This is a genomic window from Paludisphaera soli, from assembly GCF_011064595.1.
GTDB lineage: Bacteria > Planctomycetota > Planctomycetia > Isosphaerales > Isosphaeraceae > Paludisphaera > Paludisphaera soli.
Map to the genome: position 1 here is coordinate 20809 of NZ_JAALJI010000041.1, position 16247 is coordinate 37055.

General features: G+C 69.9%; 11 protein-coding genes. 2 read left to right on the plus strand and 9 right to left on the minus strand.

Features of this window, described 5'->3' with window-relative positions; all coding sequences use genetic code 11:
• Positions 1 to 265 precede the first annotated feature (265 nt).
• Together trpA and trpB are read right to left on the minus strand one after the other, a co-directional pair.
• The gene (trpA, locus tag G6O68_RS29305) at positions 266 to 1093 is read right to left on the minus strand and encodes a tryptophan synthase subunit alpha (RefSeq protein WP_165252891.1); all 828 of its coding nucleotides are present in this window, start codon (positions 1091 to 1093) and stop codon (positions 266 to 268) included.
• A gap of 422 nt (positions 1094 to 1515) precedes the next feature.
• Complete coding sequence (gene trpB / locus G6O68_RS29310; RefSeq protein ID WP_165252893.1) at positions 1516 to 2754, minus strand: tryptophan synthase subunit beta; 1239 nt, start codon at positions 2752 to 2754, stop codon at positions 1516 to 1518.
• 280 nt (positions 2755 to 3034) lie between these two features.
• Here trpB and G6O68_RS29315 point away from each other — a divergent pair, with 280 nt between their 5' ends.
• Positions 3035 to 6721: a hypothetical protein gene (locus G6O68_RS29315; protein WP_165252895.1), complete on the plus strand. Its 3687-nt coding sequence runs from the start codon at positions 3035 to 3037 to the stop codon at positions 6719 to 6721.
• Positions 6722 to 6728: 7 nt separating this feature from the next.
• Here G6O68_RS29315 and G6O68_RS29320 read toward each other — a convergent pair whose 3' ends face one another.
• The 3 genes from G6O68_RS29320 to G6O68_RS29330 all read right to left on the minus strand — a co-directional run bounded on the left by G6O68_RS29320 (position 6729) and on the right by G6O68_RS29330 (position 11172).
• Entirely contained in the window at positions 6729 to 7514 is a 786-nt protein-coding gene (locus G6O68_RS29320) for a class I SAM-dependent methyltransferase (protein ID WP_165252898.1), read from the minus strand.
• 47 nt (positions 7515 to 7561) lie between these two features.
• Positions 7562 to 9538 (minus strand): PAS domain-containing sensor histidine kinase, encoded by a 1977-nt coding sequence (locus tag G6O68_RS29325; protein ID WP_165252900.1) that lies wholly within the window; start codon positions 9536 to 9538, stop codon positions 7562 to 7564.
• 602 nt (positions 9539 to 10140) lie between these two features.
• Positions 10141 to 11172, minus strand: coding sequence for a sensor histidine kinase (locus tag G6O68_RS29330; RefSeq protein ID WP_165252902.1), 1032 nt, complete (start codon positions 11170 to 11172; stop codon positions 10141 to 10143).
• A gap of 400 nt (positions 11173 to 11572) precedes the next feature.
• Between G6O68_RS29330 and G6O68_RS29335 the strand changes: the two genes are divergently transcribed.
• Positions 11573 to 11725, plus strand: a complete 153-nt coding sequence (locus G6O68_RS29335) for a hypothetical protein (RefSeq protein WP_165252904.1) — start codon at positions 11573 to 11575, stop codon at positions 11723 to 11725.
• 43 nt (positions 11726 to 11768) lie between these two features.
• Here G6O68_RS29335 and G6O68_RS29340 read toward each other — a convergent pair whose 3' ends face one another.
• From G6O68_RS29340 to G6O68_RS29355, 4 genes are all read right to left on the minus strand, one after another.
• Positions 11769 to 12728, minus strand: coding sequence for an acyl-ACP desaturase (locus tag G6O68_RS29340; protein ID WP_240911555.1), 960 nt, complete (start codon positions 12726 to 12728; stop codon positions 11769 to 11771).
• Positions 12729 to 12878: 150 nt separating this feature from the next.
• Positions 12879 to 13412, minus strand: coding sequence for a sensor histidine kinase (locus tag G6O68_RS29345; RefSeq protein WP_165252906.1), 534 nt, complete (start codon positions 13410 to 13412; stop codon positions 12879 to 12881).
• 438 nt (positions 13413 to 13850) lie between these two features.
• Positions 13851 to 14501, minus strand: coding sequence for a response regulator (locus G6O68_RS29350; RefSeq protein ID WP_165252908.1), 651 nt, complete (start codon positions 14499 to 14501; stop codon positions 13851 to 13853).
• Complete coding sequence (locus tag G6O68_RS29355) at positions 14498 to 15775, minus strand: sensor histidine kinase (RefSeq protein ID WP_165252910.1); 1278 nt, start codon at positions 15773 to 15775, stop codon at positions 14498 to 14500. The genes G6O68_RS29350 and G6O68_RS29355 overlap by 4 nt, the downstream gene beginning before the upstream one ends.
• Between the last annotated feature and the right edge of the window lie 472 nt (positions 15776 to 16247).

Here is a 16247-nt window from a genome sequence, read left to right on the forward strand (position 1 = left end):
GGGCGAGAGACCGGCGGGCCCGGTGGTCGAGGTCGAGACGGACGCGCCTTGGTACGACCTCGTCGTCGACAACCCGGATGTTCCCGAACAGGAGATCCCGCCCCGGATGCCGCAACTCCCTGACGGGCGCCTGAACAGCCGGGGCTGCGGTCGAGGGCGATCGCTCCGGCCCCGCCCCCGACCTGTCCACGGGAGCCCTCGTGCGGCCTCCGTTGCGAGAATTACCTCGGCGTGGACTTCCGACGAGACTGGGGAGGGGCGCCGCTCAGTTCGCGGGGCCGCCCAACGCCTCGGACAGCGATCCGATGAAGTCGCCGACTTCCTTCACGACGTCGGCGCGGGGGCGGTTGGCGGCGTCGGCGAGGCGGCGGACGAGGGCGGAGCCGACGATGAGGCCGTCGGCGACCGAGGCCAGCTCGTGGACCTGCTCGGGCGAGCCGATGCCGAAGCCAATGCAGATCGGCAGGTCGGTCTGCGTCCGCAGCCAGGCGACGTTCTCCTTCAGGTCCTCGGGCAGGGCCTTGCGCTCGCCGGTGATGCCGGCGACGGAGACGTAGTAGATGAAGCCCGTGGTCAGTCGGGCGATCTCGACCGCCCGAGCGCGGGGAGTGGTCGGCGTGATGAGCTGGATCAGCTTGAGGTCGCGCTGGGTCGCCTTCTCCTGGAGCCGGGCCGATTCCTCGACGGGGAGGTCGGGGACGATCAGGCCGTCGAGGCCCGCCGTGGCGGCGTCGTTCAAGTAGCGCTCGACGCCCATGCGGTTGACGATCGAGTACGAGACCATCGAGATCAAGGGGGTCTCGCGGACCGCCTCGTCCCCCTCGGCCCGCAGGGTGCGGAGCGTCTGGAAGATGTGGCCTACCCGGACGCCCTGGGTGAGCGCGCGGTGGTAGCTCGCGGCGATGACCGGGCCGTCGGCGACGGGGTCGGAGTACGGGATGCCGATCTCCAGCAGGTCGGCCCCCCGGCGCACCAACTCCTGGATCAGGACGGCCGTCGTCGCCAGGTCGGGGTCGCCGGCGGTGAGGAACGGCATGAGGGCCCGCCGGTTCTCGGCTTTGAGGCGGGCGAAGAGGGCGTCGATGCGGTTCATGATGGAGGGGCCGGCGGCAGCGCGAGGCGGCCCGTCTCGTTCCGATGGATCGCTCGCCTGGGGGGAAGACGGGCGAGTCCCCCCTCGCGAAGCCGGCCGACGAACCGCGTCGGCGCGACGTTTCTTGGATGTACCTTATCACGAACCGGGCCGAGGTGGGCGGTCCTTCCTTCCCCCCCGGGTGGGGGAAGGTGGCCCGTCAGGGCCGGATGAGGGGGACCATCAAGGAGGACTTCGCGGATGAGCGACGGCTTCTTGGAGCGCCCCCCTCATCCGGCCTTCGGCCACCTTCTCCCACGAGGGGAGAAGGACGATTCGCGACGGCCGCCCACCTGTTTCTCCGACGGCCTTCGTGCTGGTCTTCGCCCTCACCCGGCCCTTCGGGCCACCTTCCCCCGCCAGGGGGGAAGGCTGTCGAGGTCTCAGCCCAGGGGCTCGCCGCGGAGGCGGGCGACCTCGTAGGCGTCCTTGTCTCCCCGGCCGGAGAGGCAGGCGATGAGGACCTTGCCGGCACCGAGGCGGCGGGCCTCCTTGAAGGCCTGGGCGATGGCGTGGCTCGATTCGAGGGCGGGGAGGATGCCCTCCTGGCGGGCGGCCTCGCCGTAGGCGGCCAGGGCCTCGGCGTCGGTGACGCTCTCGTAGCGGACGCGGCCGCAGTCCTTCCAGAAGGCGTGCTCGGGGCCGACGCCGGGGTAGTCCAGGCCGGCGGAGATCGAGTGCACGTCCTGGGTCTGGCCGTCGTCGTCCTGGAGGACGTAGCTGAAGCTGCCGTGCAGCACCCCCGGCTTCCCCTGGGTCAGGCTCGACGCGTGGTCGCCGGCCTTGCCCCCCCGGCCGCCGGCCTCGGCGCCGACCAGCTCGACCTCGGCGTCGCCGATGAACGGGTAGAAGATCCCCGCCGCGTTGGACCCGCCGCCGACGCAGGCGACCACGGCGTCCGGCAGGCGGTCGACCTTCTCCAGGATCTGGGCGCGGGCCTCGCGGCCGATAACCGACTGGAAGTCGCGGACGATCATCGGGAACGGGTGCGGGCCGACGACGCTGCCGATCGTGTAGTGCGTCTCCTTCGACGAGCCCATCCAGTCGCGGAAGGCCTCGTTGGTGGCGTCGCGCAGGGTCTTCGACCCGCTGGCGACCGGCACGACGGTCGCGCCCATCGTCCGCATGTTGAAGACGTTGAGCTTCTGGCGGCGGATGTCCTCCTCGCCCATGTAGACCGTGCAGGAGATGCCGAACAGGGCGCACGCGGTGGCCGTGGCGACGCCGTGCTGCCCCGCGCCGGTCTCGGCGATGACCCGCTTCTTGCCCATCCGCCGGGCGATCATCACCTGGCCGATGGCGTTGTTGATCTTGTGCGCGCCGGTGTGGTTCAGGTCCTCGCGCTTGAGGTAGATGTCGGCCCCGCCGGCGAACTTCGAGAGCCGGTCGGCCCGGTAGAGCGGCGAGGGGCGGCCGACGTAGTCCTTCCAGTAGTACTCCAGCTCGCGGACGAACTCGGGGTCGGCCCTGGCCTCCTCGTACGCCTCGGAGAGCTGGTTGAGGGCGTCCATCAGCGTCTCGGGCACGAACCGCCCGCCGAACGCGCCGAAGCGGCCGAGGGTGTCGGGTGTCTGGGGGATCGTCGGGGTCGCGGACGATTCGGTCGATGCGGGCTGGGTCATCTGCTCGCGATCCTTGATCTATGATCGATGGCGACGAGGGCGATCGGCTCGCGGTCTCGCGGGGCGGCACGATGGACGGCGTCGGAAGGGCCGGTCCTTATTGTCGAAATCGACGGGCCCCATGGTCAAGGGGACATCCCGAGGCCGCCCCTCGGTTCGGCGACGGCCCCGCGAATGGGCGGGACGGATCGGGCGGGGGCCGGTTATAGTGATTCCATCGCCAGGGCCGGGCGCGTCGGCCGGCGGAATCCTCCAGCCTTCGGGATCGAGAGCGGACTTCATGAGCACTTCGAGCGAGGTCCCGGCTCCGCGCCGGCCGAGGCGGCGGCGGTGGATCTGGGCGGGGCTGGCATTGCTCCTGGCGATCCCGGCCCTGGCGTTCGCGTCGCTCCCCTGGATCGCCAGCTCCGCCTGGGCGCGGCCGAAGATCCTGGCCGCCGCCAACCAGGTGCTCGCGCCCGGGGGCGTGTCGTTCGAGAGCGTGAGCCTGTCGTGGTTCCGCTCGACGCGGCTCGTCGCCCCGGCCTTGCTGGACGCGAGCGGCCGCAAGCTCGTCGCCGCGCCGACGGCGACGTTCTCGTGGAGCTTCTCGCAGATGCTGTTCGCCCGGCCGGTGGTCGGCACGCTCACGATGCCCAAAGGAGCGGTGGAGATCGGCCGGTCGACGGAGGGGGAAGTCGACCTGCTGGAGACGCTCAAGCCCATCCTCCAGGATCGGCCCGAGCACACGATCCAGATCCGGATCGTCGACTCCACCCTCCAGTTCACCCAGGAAGGGGTCGCGGACCCGTTCTACGCCGACCACGCCGACATCGCGATCGACCTGACCCGCTACCCCGAGCCGATCGGCTGGGACCTGAAGCTCGCCCGCGACAAGGAGGGCGCTGAGCCCGGCCGGATGACCATCGCCGGCAGCCTCGGCAGGGTCGAGGAAGGGGTCAACCCGATGCGCAACGTGGCCCTGGCCGTCACGGGCGACCGCTGGCCCTGGCGGATCGCCCCCACGTTCGGCGAGCTGGAAGGGGTGCAGACTTCGGGCGAGTTCTCGGGCTCGCTGGGCGTCCAGGTCGTCGACGGCGCCGCGACGACCGAGGGGGACGCGCACATCCTCGACTTCCTGGCGAAGGGGCCGAAGCTCTCGGGCGACGAGTTCCGCCAGGGCGAGGTGAAGGTCGGCTGGAAGGCGCACGGCCGGGACGGCGTGTACGAGGTCGAGCGGTTCGCGTTCGACGCCCCGGCCGCCACGCTGGCGGCTTCGGGCCAGTTCCCCCCGGCGGCCGACGGTTCGGCGAAGCTGGAGGGCCGCGTCGACCTCGCCGCGATCGCCGGCCAGCTTCGTCACACTCTGCGGCTCCAGGACGACGTGACCGTCGAGAAGGGGGCGGTCCGGCTGCTCGCCGAGGCCCGGGCCCGACCGGCCGGCGGCGAGCCCGGCCAGAGCATCGAGGTCACCGCCAGCCTGGACGACCTGGCCGCGACCAAGGGCGACCGCCACCTCGCCTGGAACGACCCGACCACGCTCGTCGTCCGCCTCGACCGCACGCCCGACGCGATCGCCCTGGAGCAGCTGGACCTCCGGACGCCGTTCCTCACCGCGACCGGCAAGGGGAACCTGGACGACGGCATCGTCGCCGACGCGACCTACGACCTGGCCGAGGCCCACAAGCGGCTCCGCGAGTGGGTCGACCTGGGGGCCTTCGAGGCCTCGGGCTCGGGGACGCTCCACGCGAAGTACCTCCGCAAGGAAGGCCGCTTCCAGCTCGACGCCGACGCCGCGATCAAGAAGCTCGTGCTGGCGGGGCTGCCGGTCGTGGACGAGGTCTCCCGGGCCGAGATCCGCGGCGAACTGGCCGTGCGCGGCGACGCCCACCCGTCGGGCCTGCCGCGCGACTGGCGGTTCGGGTCGCTCCAGGCCCGCAGCGAGCAGGACGAGCTGAAGCTGGAGACGACCTCCGAGTCCGGCGTCCCCACCCCCTCGATGGTCAAGGCCCTCGCCCGCACGACGGTCGACCTGGGGGCCGGCAGGGCGAAGCGGGTCGTCGAGGTCTCCGGGACCGTCGTCGCGAGCCCCGAATCGGTCGACGCGAGCAACCTGAAGGTGTCGGCCTCGCCCGTCGTCGGCCCCGGAGACGCGTTCGCCCCCGGGGAAGGCTACGTCTGGCGAGGCGTGGCGCGGTACGACGTGAAGAAGGACGAGCTGAAGCTGACCCGGCGCGACGCGGCCCCGGGCGCCGACGAGAAGCCCGCGGCGTTCTCGGTCGACGAGGTGCTGGCCGGCGGCCTCCGCTCGCAAGGGGCGGCCTGGTTCCAGGTGGACCTCTCGGGGGACCTGGTCTCGATCCAGGACGTCGCCGGCCTGCCGGAGCCCAAGGTGGCCGGCGTGCTCGCGGCCGAGGTCGACGGCAAGCAGTCCGGGGACGTTTGGGACCTCGACGCGGTCGTCCAGGGCCAGGACCTCGTCCAGCTGGAAGCCGGCGGGACGAAGCGCGAGATCGGCGCGGTCACGCTGTCGCTGGACTCCAAGGTCGCCGCGAACGAGCGTCGGCTCGACGTGACGGCGCTGAAGCTCGACACGCCGTACCTCCGGGCGAACGGCGAGGGGACGATCCAGGAGCTGGGCGCCGCGCCGGTGGTCGACCTGAAGGGGATGCTCGCGCCGGACTGGGAACTCCTCACCCGCGAGCTGGCCGCGCGCGTCGAGCCCAACGCCTCGATCCAGGGCCGACCGCACGCCTGGAGCCTGGCCGGCCGGATCCCCCTGGACCAGTCGAGCGGGGAGGCCGCCGACCTGGAGGGCGCGGTGGGCGTCCAGCTCGACCTGGTCGACGTCTTCGGCATGAGGCTGGAGCGGACCACGCTGGCCGTCCGCGCGGCCGACGGCGAGGTCGCGATTTCCCCGATCGATGCCATGCTCAACGGCGGCCGACTCCAGCTCGACCCGACCATCGAGAAGGATGAGCAGGGCGGCCGCTGGCTCCGGCTGGGCCAGGGATCAAGCCTCGCCGGGGCGGTGGTGAACGACGAGGTCTCGCACCGCGTCCTCTCGTTCGTGGCGCCGGTGCTGGATCAGGCGACCCGCGTCGAGGGGAGCGTGTCGTTCGACCTGGTCGACGCCCAGTTCCCGCTCGACGGCGACACGACCAAGACCCGCGTCGAGGGGGACGTGCAGTTCGACGACGTGCGGTTCATGCCCGGCCCGCTGGTCGATCAATTGATCAACACGTTCAACCTGGAGCGCAAGGCGATCTTCGTCCTGCGCGACCCGGTCTCGGTCCAGATCCTGGGCCGGAAGATCTACCAGGAGGGCCTGATCCTGCCCGTGGGCGAGGTCGCGGTGATCGGGATCGAGGGCTGGATGGACTTCGACAAGCGGATCGACATGCTGGCGACGTTCGCCGTCGTGCCGCCGGAGAAGAACATCCCGGTCGTCTCGGTACTGCTGGAGAACGCCCGCATCCAGGTGCCGCTGACCGGGACGCTCGACAAGCCGAAGATCGACGGCGAGAAGATCAAGGAGCGGTTCAAGGACTTCGGCGAGTCGATCCTGGAGACGACGCTGGGCGTCGGCCAGGGGATCGGCCAGATGTTCCGCCGCGGCCCCGGCCGTGCCCGCCCCGCCCCCGCGCCCCCGATCCGGGTGCAGCCGCCGGTCGACGGCCCTCGGCTGGACGGCCCGGCCCTCGAAGGCCCTCGCGACGTCGTGCCGCGCCTTCGGGACGAGCCCGCCGCGCGGGAGCCCGGCGTCGTGCCCCGACTCCAGGACGAACCTGTCGACCGGGGCCGCGACGCGATCCCGCCGCCGCCGAAGCCGGGCGTCGCCCCGGGGGGCGAGATCCTCTTACCCGGCTTCCGCCTGCCGTTCTCGCGGACGCCCGAGGAGCGGCAGGTCCAGAAGGAGATCCGCCAGCAGCGCCGGGAGGACAAGCGGGCCGAACGCCGACTTCGCCAGGGGCGGCCCGTGGAATAGCCGCCGATCAGGGCTTCCTCGCCAGGACATGCAGGAAATAGGAGACGACCTGGGCGTCTTGCAGGGCGGGGTGGGACCGGACCGTTGCGTCCTCCGGGCGAGGCTCCGCGAGGCGTTCCAGGCGGAATCCGGCGTCGATCAGCAGGTTGAGCCACTGGCTGATCGTCCGGGTGAACCTCGGGACGCGGAAGTTCGCGAGTCCGGCCCTCGCCTCGGCCGGCGCGGATCCGAAGGTCCACTCGGAGACCTCGCCCTCGAGGTTCCGGAAATAGTCCCCGACCTCGATCGCGTAGGTCCGACCCCGGGCGTCTCGCCGGTTGCGGCGATGCGGCGTGTCGAAGCAAGGATGGCAGATCGAGAACTGCAGGAATCCGCCCGGCCGGAGCACGCGAGACGCCTCGGCCAGGACGCGGTCCGTCTCGGGCACGTCCATGAAGCTCATGAAGCCGGCGGCGAAGTCGAACGCGGCGTCGGAGTAAGGGAGGTCCACCGCCGAGGCGACCCGATAGTCGATGCCCAGCGGCTCCTCCACTTCGGCCCGTCTGGCATGTTGGATGAACCGTTCCGAGACGTCGATGGCCGCGACCCGGGCCCCCCGACGCGCGAGGAGGCGTGTGTTGGCCCCCTCGCCGCAGCCGATGTCCAGCCCGAGGAGGCCGGCCACGTCCGGCAGGAGTTCGAAGAAGGCCGGCGTGTTGAGATGATCGCGGTAGACGTCGTATCCCGCCCTCGCCAGCCTCGTCCAGGCGTCGGCGTTGGCGTCCCAGAATCGTCCCGCCTCTTCGTGATCCATCCCGGCCTCCATCCTGCGGCCGCGGCCGCGGCCGCGGACCTCGTCCGTCAGTTGCCGTCGACGAGGGCGGGCGCGGCGGCTTCGACGTCCGGCTTGCGGGGGGGCGTCAGGGGGAGGTGGACCGAGAACCGCGAGCCCACGCCGGGCGTCGAGTCGACCTCGATCCGGCCGCCGTGGTCCTGGACGATGCCGTAGCTGATGGAAAGCCCCAGGCCGGTCCCCTTGCCGACCGGCTTGGTGGTGAAGAACGGGTCGAAGATCTTGTCGCGGACGTCCGGCGGGATGCCGACGCCCCGGTCCGTCATCTCGATCACGACCCCTTCGCCCCCCTCGGGCCGCGTGGCGAGGGTCACCGTGGAGTCGCGGGGGCTGGCGTCGACGGCGTTGATGAGGAGGTTGAGCACCACCTGGTTGATCTTGCCCGGCGAGCAGGTCACCTTGGGGAGCGGCGCGAGGTCCAGCTCGACGCGGACGTCGCGCTCGCGGGCGAGGCCGGCGATGATGTTGACGGTGGAGGCGAGCCCCGCGTTGAGGTCGGCCTCGTCCAGGTCCCCCTCGTCGAGGCGGGCGAAGTCGCGGAGATCCTTGACGATCCGGCGGATCCGGCCGAGCCCCTCGCGGGCCCGGTTGGTCAGGCTCTCCAGGCTCTCCAGCGAGTATTCCAGGTCCATGCGGTCGGCCAGCTCGTCGACCTCGGCCGCGAGCTCGGGGTGCCGCTCGGCGAGCGTCGCCGCCGCCTGCTGGTAGAGGCGGACGAGCTGGACCAGGCCCGCCACGTCGCGCTGGAGGATGGCCAGGTCGTTCCCCACGAAGGCGAGCGGGTTGTTGATCTCGTGGGCGACGCCGGCGATGAGCTGGCCCAGGGCCGAGAGCTTCTCGGCCTGCACGAGCCGGCTCTCCGCCAGCTTCAGCTCCTCGTAGGCCCCCTGCAGGGCGAGGTAGGCCTTCTCGCGCGATTGGCCGAGGGCTTCGAGCTGCGCGGCGTTGCGGCGGAGGGCGGCGTCGGTCTCCACGCGGTCGGTCACGTCGCGGACCATCTGGCTGGCGCCGATGAGGTCGCCGTGGTCGTCGCGGATCGGGCTGAAGGACAGCTCCAGGTGGGTGACCGTCCCGTCGCCGCCGGGATAGGGGGCGACGACCTGGAACCGCTCGCCGGCGAGCGCCCGGTCCCATCGCGATCGCAGCCGCGCGAGGTCGTCGGGGCGGTCGGCCAGGGCTTCGTCGAGCCGCATCCCCTGTTCCACCGCCCGGCCGAAGAGGCCGGCGAACCGCGCCTTGTAGGCGGCGTTGAGGAGGATGAAGCGACGGTCGCGGTCGAGGGCCGCGATCTGGTCGTCGGTCCCCTCGACGACCCCCCTGAGCCGGTCGTTGGCGAACCGCAGGGCGCGATAGGCCTCGCGGAGCCGGGCCTCCTCGCGGACCCGATCGGAGAGGTCGTGGACGATCAGGGCGGCCATGGGCGCGTCGTGCATCTCGACGATGCCGAGGCTGATCGCCACCGGCGTCGTGCCGCCCCCCTTGCGGCGGCCCTTCGTCTCCAGCCCCCGGATCACCCCCAGGTCGCGGCGGAGGACCGGCGGGGCCTCGGCGGCGGTGCGGCGGCAGAGGAACTCCGAAGCCTCGGGCAGCAGGATCTCGATAGACCGTCCCAGCAGCTCGCCGCGCGGGTATCCGAACAGCGACTCGATCCGCGCGTTGACCAGGATCATGCGGCACGAACCGTCGACCAGGGCCACGCCGTTGGGGGCGGCCTCGATGACGGCGCGCAGGGCGGCCTCGCCGGCCGCGGCCTCGTCGCGGCGGCGGAGGTGCCAGAGGGCCAGGCCGGCCAGGCAGACGACCGCCAGGATCAGGCCCTGGATGGCGATCAGGTGCCAGGCGTGGGCGATCGGCGGGCCGGCGTCGACCGGGGCCGACGCGATCCCGGCGATCCGCTCGATGGCGAATCCGCCGACGGCCGCGGCCGTCATGGCGACGGCGACCAGCACGATCGGGGCCGTCGATTTCCTCCGAGGCTCGCCCATGCGCGAAGGGGCCCCCATCTCACGAGACCCGACCCGCGGCGGCCGACCCGCGGCCGGGGCCCGGGCCTTCGCCAAGGCCCCGAGACGCCCGAGACGCGGCCCGGCCTTGCGGCTCGCCGCGTGCGGGTCGGGAAGGGAAGTTCGGGATGCGAGAGGAGGGACTCGAACCCTCGCGCCTTGCGGCGCACGAACCTAGATCCCGGTCTTCTCGCCCTGGCGTGGCATCGCTCTAACCTTGCGATAACACTTAAACTGCTTTTGGGCGAACAAGTTACGATGCTCACTCGTCCCTAGGGCATTTTACCCGCGTTGGGCTGACGCGGCCAGACCGTGTAGAAGAATTGCAAAAGATCAGCCGCCGGTAGGTTGATCGATGCGAAGTCGCCCCTGAGCCGGATGGCCACTTGGTCATACGCCAATGCGGCGGCCTCGGGCGTGGCTTGCCCCCTACGCTCGGAGACTGGCCGCCGAACGCGACGAGGCGACGACGGTCGACAAGCACGGCGACCGGATCGAACGCCGGCGGTTGATCGTTCCGAAGAAGCTCCAGGGCTATCTGAACCGGCCGCGCGACGCCCAGGTCAGGCACTTTGGGCGGACGGTCACGGTGAGGGGCCGGATGACCGTCGAGATCCAGTGCATCGTCGACTGCATCTCGCGATCGCGGGTCGGATGATCCTGATGTTCACCCCCGACGACCCGGGAATTGTTGGGGCGCGATGCGAGCCCGTCCACCCGCCGAGGCCTCCGGATCGGTGGGACCCACGACTGCCGCAAGGTTGTCGTTCTTCGATGTCCTCATTGTCATCGACGACGAGCACTCGCAAGAGCTGATTCTTCGTCTTTTCCGGTTCCTTGTATGAGTGAGCTTGGGTCGCCGGGCTTGAGGTGGCCGGAATTCTCAGGACCAATTCACTCCCTCTCTCGGGTCCATCGCTCGTCGCGGTGATGGTGCCCCCATGCAGCGCGGCCAGCGACGGGACCAAGGCAAGGCCGATGCCCAGGCCGACCTCGGACCGCGCGAGCGAATGGTCGGCCTGGACGAAGAGGTCAAACATCGTCTGCAGCAGCTCGGGGGAGATGCCCACCCCGTCGTCCCGCACGCGAAAGACCACCTCTTGTCGTTCCGTTCCGGCGATGAGCTGGATGCGACCCCCCGGGGGCGTGAATTTCGCGGCGTTCGTCAACAAGTAGACCAGGATCTGCTCAAGCCGAGCTGAATCGGACTCCAACTTCAAGGTCGCGGAGGTGAGCGAGACCGGAAGCTCGTGCTTCCGCTTTTCGACGATCGGCCGAACGGCCTCGGCGGCGTGGCTGAGGATGGTAGCGGCGGCGACGACCTCCTTCTGCAGCTGGATCTTGCCCTCGCTGACCCGGGAGACGTCGAGAAGGTCGTCGATGAGATGGCCGAAGTTCTTCACCCGGCGGGCGGTGACGTCCCGGCTCCACTCGAGGTTCTCCCTCGTGTCCGAACGGGTCGCGAGGGTGACCGCGTTGCGGACGGCGGCCAGCGGATTCCTCAGCTCGTGGCTCAGGACCGCGAGGAAGTGATCTCTCCTCTGGTCGTCGCCTGCCAGGTCGTCAGGTGCAGGGCAAGCCGCGGGACGAAGTCGTCCCCCGCGTCGATTTCGCATGCATGACCATTCGTCTCCCTGCCGCTCGAGAGTTGTCACGATCTGAGGCCGTCTTCTTCGGGTCGGGTAAAACCCGACGGCGCGTCAGGACCTTCAGACAAATCCACATCTCTCTTGGATTCGCGATCGCCGCCGCACCGAGGTCGAGTTATCGTGTGCGGACTCAGGCGACTTCGCCCGCGCGACCGGTCCCTGAGCACGGGGAGCGCCGCCGCCGAAATCCCGCGAGGCGGCGGCGCTCCCGTCTTCGCCGGGCGAGGGCGATGAATTCTACGTCGGAGGCACGTGGGGAATGTCGACGCCCCGGGGGCGCTGTTATCGGATGCTGGGCGGCGACGGGGAAAGGCCGGCGAACTGGCTCGTGCTTCGGAGCCTGGACGGCCGACGAGTCGGCACGTTCATGGACGTCGCGACTGTCGAGCGGTTCGCCGAGCTTCATCCCGGCGTGACGTTCAAGGTGGTCTCCTGGCTCTCCGGCCGGGTGAACGGACGCTTCCTGGTCCGGGGCAACTGGTCGCGACAGGTGCGTTGGGCCGAGGAGAAGCGCCCGTGATCGGCCGATCGAATGCGCCCGGGTTCTCGGCCCGAGGGCCGACTCACGAGGGCCGATCGAACAGCCAGGAGAATCGGGCCGTCGGCGTCTCGCCGGTGCGCCCTTCGATCTCGTCGGCGAGTTCCGCGTACCGACCCGGTTGCCGACAGATGTAGTCCTGGGCCTTGGCCGCCTTGCCGACCAGTTGGAGCCCTTGAAGGTCCCAGGCCTCGTTCAGATGCTGAATGATGGCCGCGTAATCCCGTATCGTATAAACGCCGACGCGCGACACCACGCCGGAGTAGTGAGCGAAGAGATCCGGGTCGCGGCCGTCGGCCATCCGGCCGCCCGGCATCGCGACGAGCTTCTTCAGCGCGCCGCGGTAGGCGAGGGCCGCCCCCGCGGGGTCGCGCCTGAAAAGCTCGCGGACGACCTTGGTGTAAAAAACCTCGTGCCGCGCCTCGTCGGCGGCGATCTTGCGGCAGATCGCGGCGAGGTTCGACTCGCCGCGACCGGAGGCGAGCCGGGCGAGGTTGCCATGGCTCAGCCGGGTCGCCCGCTCCTGGAATGCGGCGTAGATGAGCCCGGCGTACTCGTCGCTCTCGTTGCCGTAGGAGAAGCCGTTGTGGATGAGGTGGTGGACCGTCCGTTCCACGGCGAGCATGTCGACGCGGCCCGTGAGGCGGAGGTAGGCGTTGAGCAGGTCGCCATGACGGTTCTCCTCGGCCGTCCAGCCGCGCAGCCATAGCGCCCACGGCGTCTCGGTCGCGCCGGTCGGGTCCCTCGCGACGCGTTCGAGCGCGATCGCGTAGTTCGGCAGCGCCTCCTCGGTGATCATATTGCCGACGAGGACCACCAGCAGATCATCGGGCAGCAGGCGGGCCTGCTCACGAAACCGCTGCATCTCCTCTCGCCAGCCTTCTGCGGTCAGGTTAGGGAGGAGGTCGGTCGGCTGCCAGCAACGCTCGACCGGGGCGAGGAGCGAGAGATTTCCCTCGACGTAATCCTGCAGACTCTCGATCACGGCGATGGAAGGACTATTCGCGGGCGCAAGTGAATGGTCCTGAGCTGATTTCATATGTCCGGCCTCTCCAAATTGCGCATGGAGGCTCGTCAAGGCGGCCGCTCATGGGCGTGGCCCGTGCGCACGCGTCGAATCCCTGGCTGCCGACTGCTACGCCTGCGGCGACTCGACGAAGGGCAGCCGGACAGTGAACTCGCTCCCGGCTTCGGGCCCGTCGCTGGCCGCGGTCACGCTCCCGCCGTGGAGCGCCGCCAGCCCGCTCGCCACCGAGAGCCCGATCCCCATCCGTCCCCACCCAGGGTCGCTGGAGCGCGTCTTCCGGTCATACGTCTCGAAGAGGAGTGGGACCATCTCGGGCGCGACGCCACGGCCTGTATCCCGAACCGCGACGGTGATCTCCGCCCCCTCGCGCCTCGCATCGATCGTGATCCGGCCGCCCTTGTCGGTGAACCAGGCCGCGTCCGCGAGCAGGTTCACGAAGACCTGGCGGAGGCGGATCGGGTCCCCGTTCACGGTCATCGGCTCGCGCTGCAGGACGACCTCCAGCGCGTGCCCGCGGCCGTCTACGAGGGGTCGGATGGCATTGACGGCGGCGACGACGACGTCGCAGAGATTGAGCGGATCCCTGGAAATCCGCTGGTCGCCGCGACCCAGGAGAAGGGCCTGCGTCAGATCGTCGACCATGCGGGTCATCTGAGAGCTTTGGCGGCGTATCACGCCGACGGCCAGCCGAAGATGCTCTTCCGATTCGGACGCGATGATCAACGCGGCCGCGGTGCAGACGGCCGCTATCGAGTCGCCGAGTTCGTGCGCGAGCCTCGTGAGCAGTTCGTCCCTCCGCGTCGTCGCGTCGGAGCGACGGGGTCTTCCGCGATCCCAGCAATGCGGCAACGCGGGCGTTCCGTCGATCATACGGTCGTCCTTTTCGGGTGCGAGACCTCCCTGGCTCGGCGCGCGACGAGGCCGTCCCCGTCGTGGAGACGCGTGATGAGAAATCGAGGCCATCCACCTCGGCATCCACCTCGATCATCGGGGCCGAGGAGGGATCCGCGGTATCAGGCTTCCGGGAAATCCCTCGTCGGAAGAACCCCTACGCGCCGGCTTCGAGATCGTCGCCGGGCGTCAGTCGTCGAGCCAACCATTGTGCAGGGCGTGGCGGACGACCTCCGCCCGGCCCGACAGGCCGAGCTTCTCCATCGCTCGATGCTTGTGCGTCTCGACGGTCTTCACGCTGATCTCGAATCGGGCGGCGATCTCCTTGCCGGTCAGCCCCTTGGCGATGAGGCGCAGGACCTGCTCTTCGCGTCCACTCAGCGTCCGGCCGGTCTGGGCTTCGGGCCGCCCCGGCTCCTTGACGAAGTCGACGAGGACCGTCTCGACGAGCGAAGGGTCGAGGTACACGCCGCCCGCGGCGACCGTCCTGATGGCCCGGATCAACTCCGCGGCGGCGGAACGCTTCAGGACGTACCCGGACGCCCCGGCCGCGAGCAGCCGTCGGATGTACGCCTTGTTCTCGTGGACGGTGAGGGCCAGCAGCTTGACCGCCGGCCGCGCCAGCTTGATGTCCTCCGCGGCGCTCGCTCCGTCCCGTTCCGGCATCGAGACGTCCATCACCACGACGTCGGGCGCGAGCCGCGTCGCCTCTTCGACGGCGGTCGCGCCGTCGGCCGCCTGCCCCACGACCTCCATGTCATCCTGGGCGGAGATGAGCGAGCGCAGGCCCTCGCGCACGACTTCGTGATCGTCGGCCAAATAGATGCGAAGCCTGGTCATCGCCGATCCCCCCCTCCTTCTGTGTGGGCGGGGATCCGGACGTAGAGGGTCGTCGGCCCTCCCGGACGCGATTCGACGACGAGTGTCCCGCCCACCATGGACACCCTCTCCTCCATGCCGATCAGCCCCAGTCGGCGCCTCGCATCGGGCGAGCCCAGGACCGCCTCGAGGTCGAAGCCCCGCCCGTCGTCCTCGATGGTGAGCTGGAGCGAGCCGCCGCGATTCTCGAGCACGACGTAGACGTTCGCCGCACGCGCGTGTTTGGATATGTTGGTCAATGCTTCCTGAAAGATGCGGTAGACCGTCGTCTCGACCTGGGTGCCGACACGCGCCCCGTTGAAGCCGGAGCCGCAGAAATCGAAGGCGACGCCGGAACGTCGAGACCATTCCTCGAGGTTGTCCCGCACGGCGGCCTCCAACCCCAGGTCGTCGAGCAAGGGAGGCCGGAGTTCGAAGGCAAGACGGTGGAGCGCGACGCCGACCTGGGCGGTCGTCTCCTGCAGGCGGCCTAGGCGTCCTACGGAGACGGCCGACTCGTCGAACGCGTCCCGCAGGATCTGCAGTTCCATCGCGAGGGCCGCGAGGTGCTGGCCCATCTGGTCGTGAAGCTCCCTCGAGATCCGGGCCCGCTCCTCCTCCTGGACGTCCACGACTCGTCGGAGCAGCTCCAACCTGGCCTGTTCGGTCCGCCGCCTCTCGGCCCCCTCTTGCTCCACCAGGGCCAGGGCTCGCGACAGATCGGCGGTTCGTTCGGCAACTCGCTCCTCGAGGTGGTCGCGGCCCTTCCTCGCCTCGTCCGCCAGCTCGTGCTGACTGGCCGCCGAGACGACGAGCGCCTCGTTCACTTCCGCCGCCTGGCGTCGGAAGAGGGCGATTTCCGTCGAGTCCGTCACCTGGATCAACACGCCCGCCGGACGATCGTCCTCCCCGAGGACGGCCCAGACCGCGTACGACCAGAAGACGGGGTGGGAGTCGGGCTGGCGATGCTCCTGCTCAACCAGGTCTTCAGGCCGTCCGGTGTGGAAGACGCGGTCGAGGAGCGCGAGACAGCCGTTCCCCGTCCCCTCCGGCACGGCCTCGGCGAACGGCCGGCCCATGAGGCTTCCCTTCGCCTTACCGACGAGGAGGGCGAAGGCGGGGTTGAGATAGATCACGACGTGCGACTCCCCCTCGACGACGACCGTCGGCCGGGGCGACCATTCGGATAGGTAGCGGCAGATGCGCTGGACTTGGAAGGGCGATCCACCGGCTTCGGGCCCGAGTTTCCCGCCCATAAGTCCTCCGATCTCCGGGCGTCCGCACGCCGTTCGCTCCGGCGCGATCCGAATGTTCGAGTCGACGAGGCATCAATCGCATCTACAACTTACGCAAGCGACACGGTGCGTGCAAATCGGACGGCCCAGCCGAAGGTTCTCCCCAATGACTCGCCGCCGGTGTTCAGCACGCCCACTCGGGGTCCAATTCGCGCGGCCTCGGTCGGCGAGTCGCCGATTTCCGCCCGCAGCCACGCGGCGACCGCCTTGACGACGGCCGAGGCGGTCGTCTAAGGGTTGGAGGATCGCCTTGGCGTGTCGTCAGCCAAGGCCTGAACTCGCGCCCAGGCTGCGGACCCCGACCGCTGGCTGTACATTCACAACTGTCGAGCCTCAACGATACCCGGCTATCCGTACGCAAGCGGCAGCAGTCTCGCCGCATGAAGTACCGGAAAGTACAGATCCATGTGCCTCCGGTTTCAGTCTAGTACTC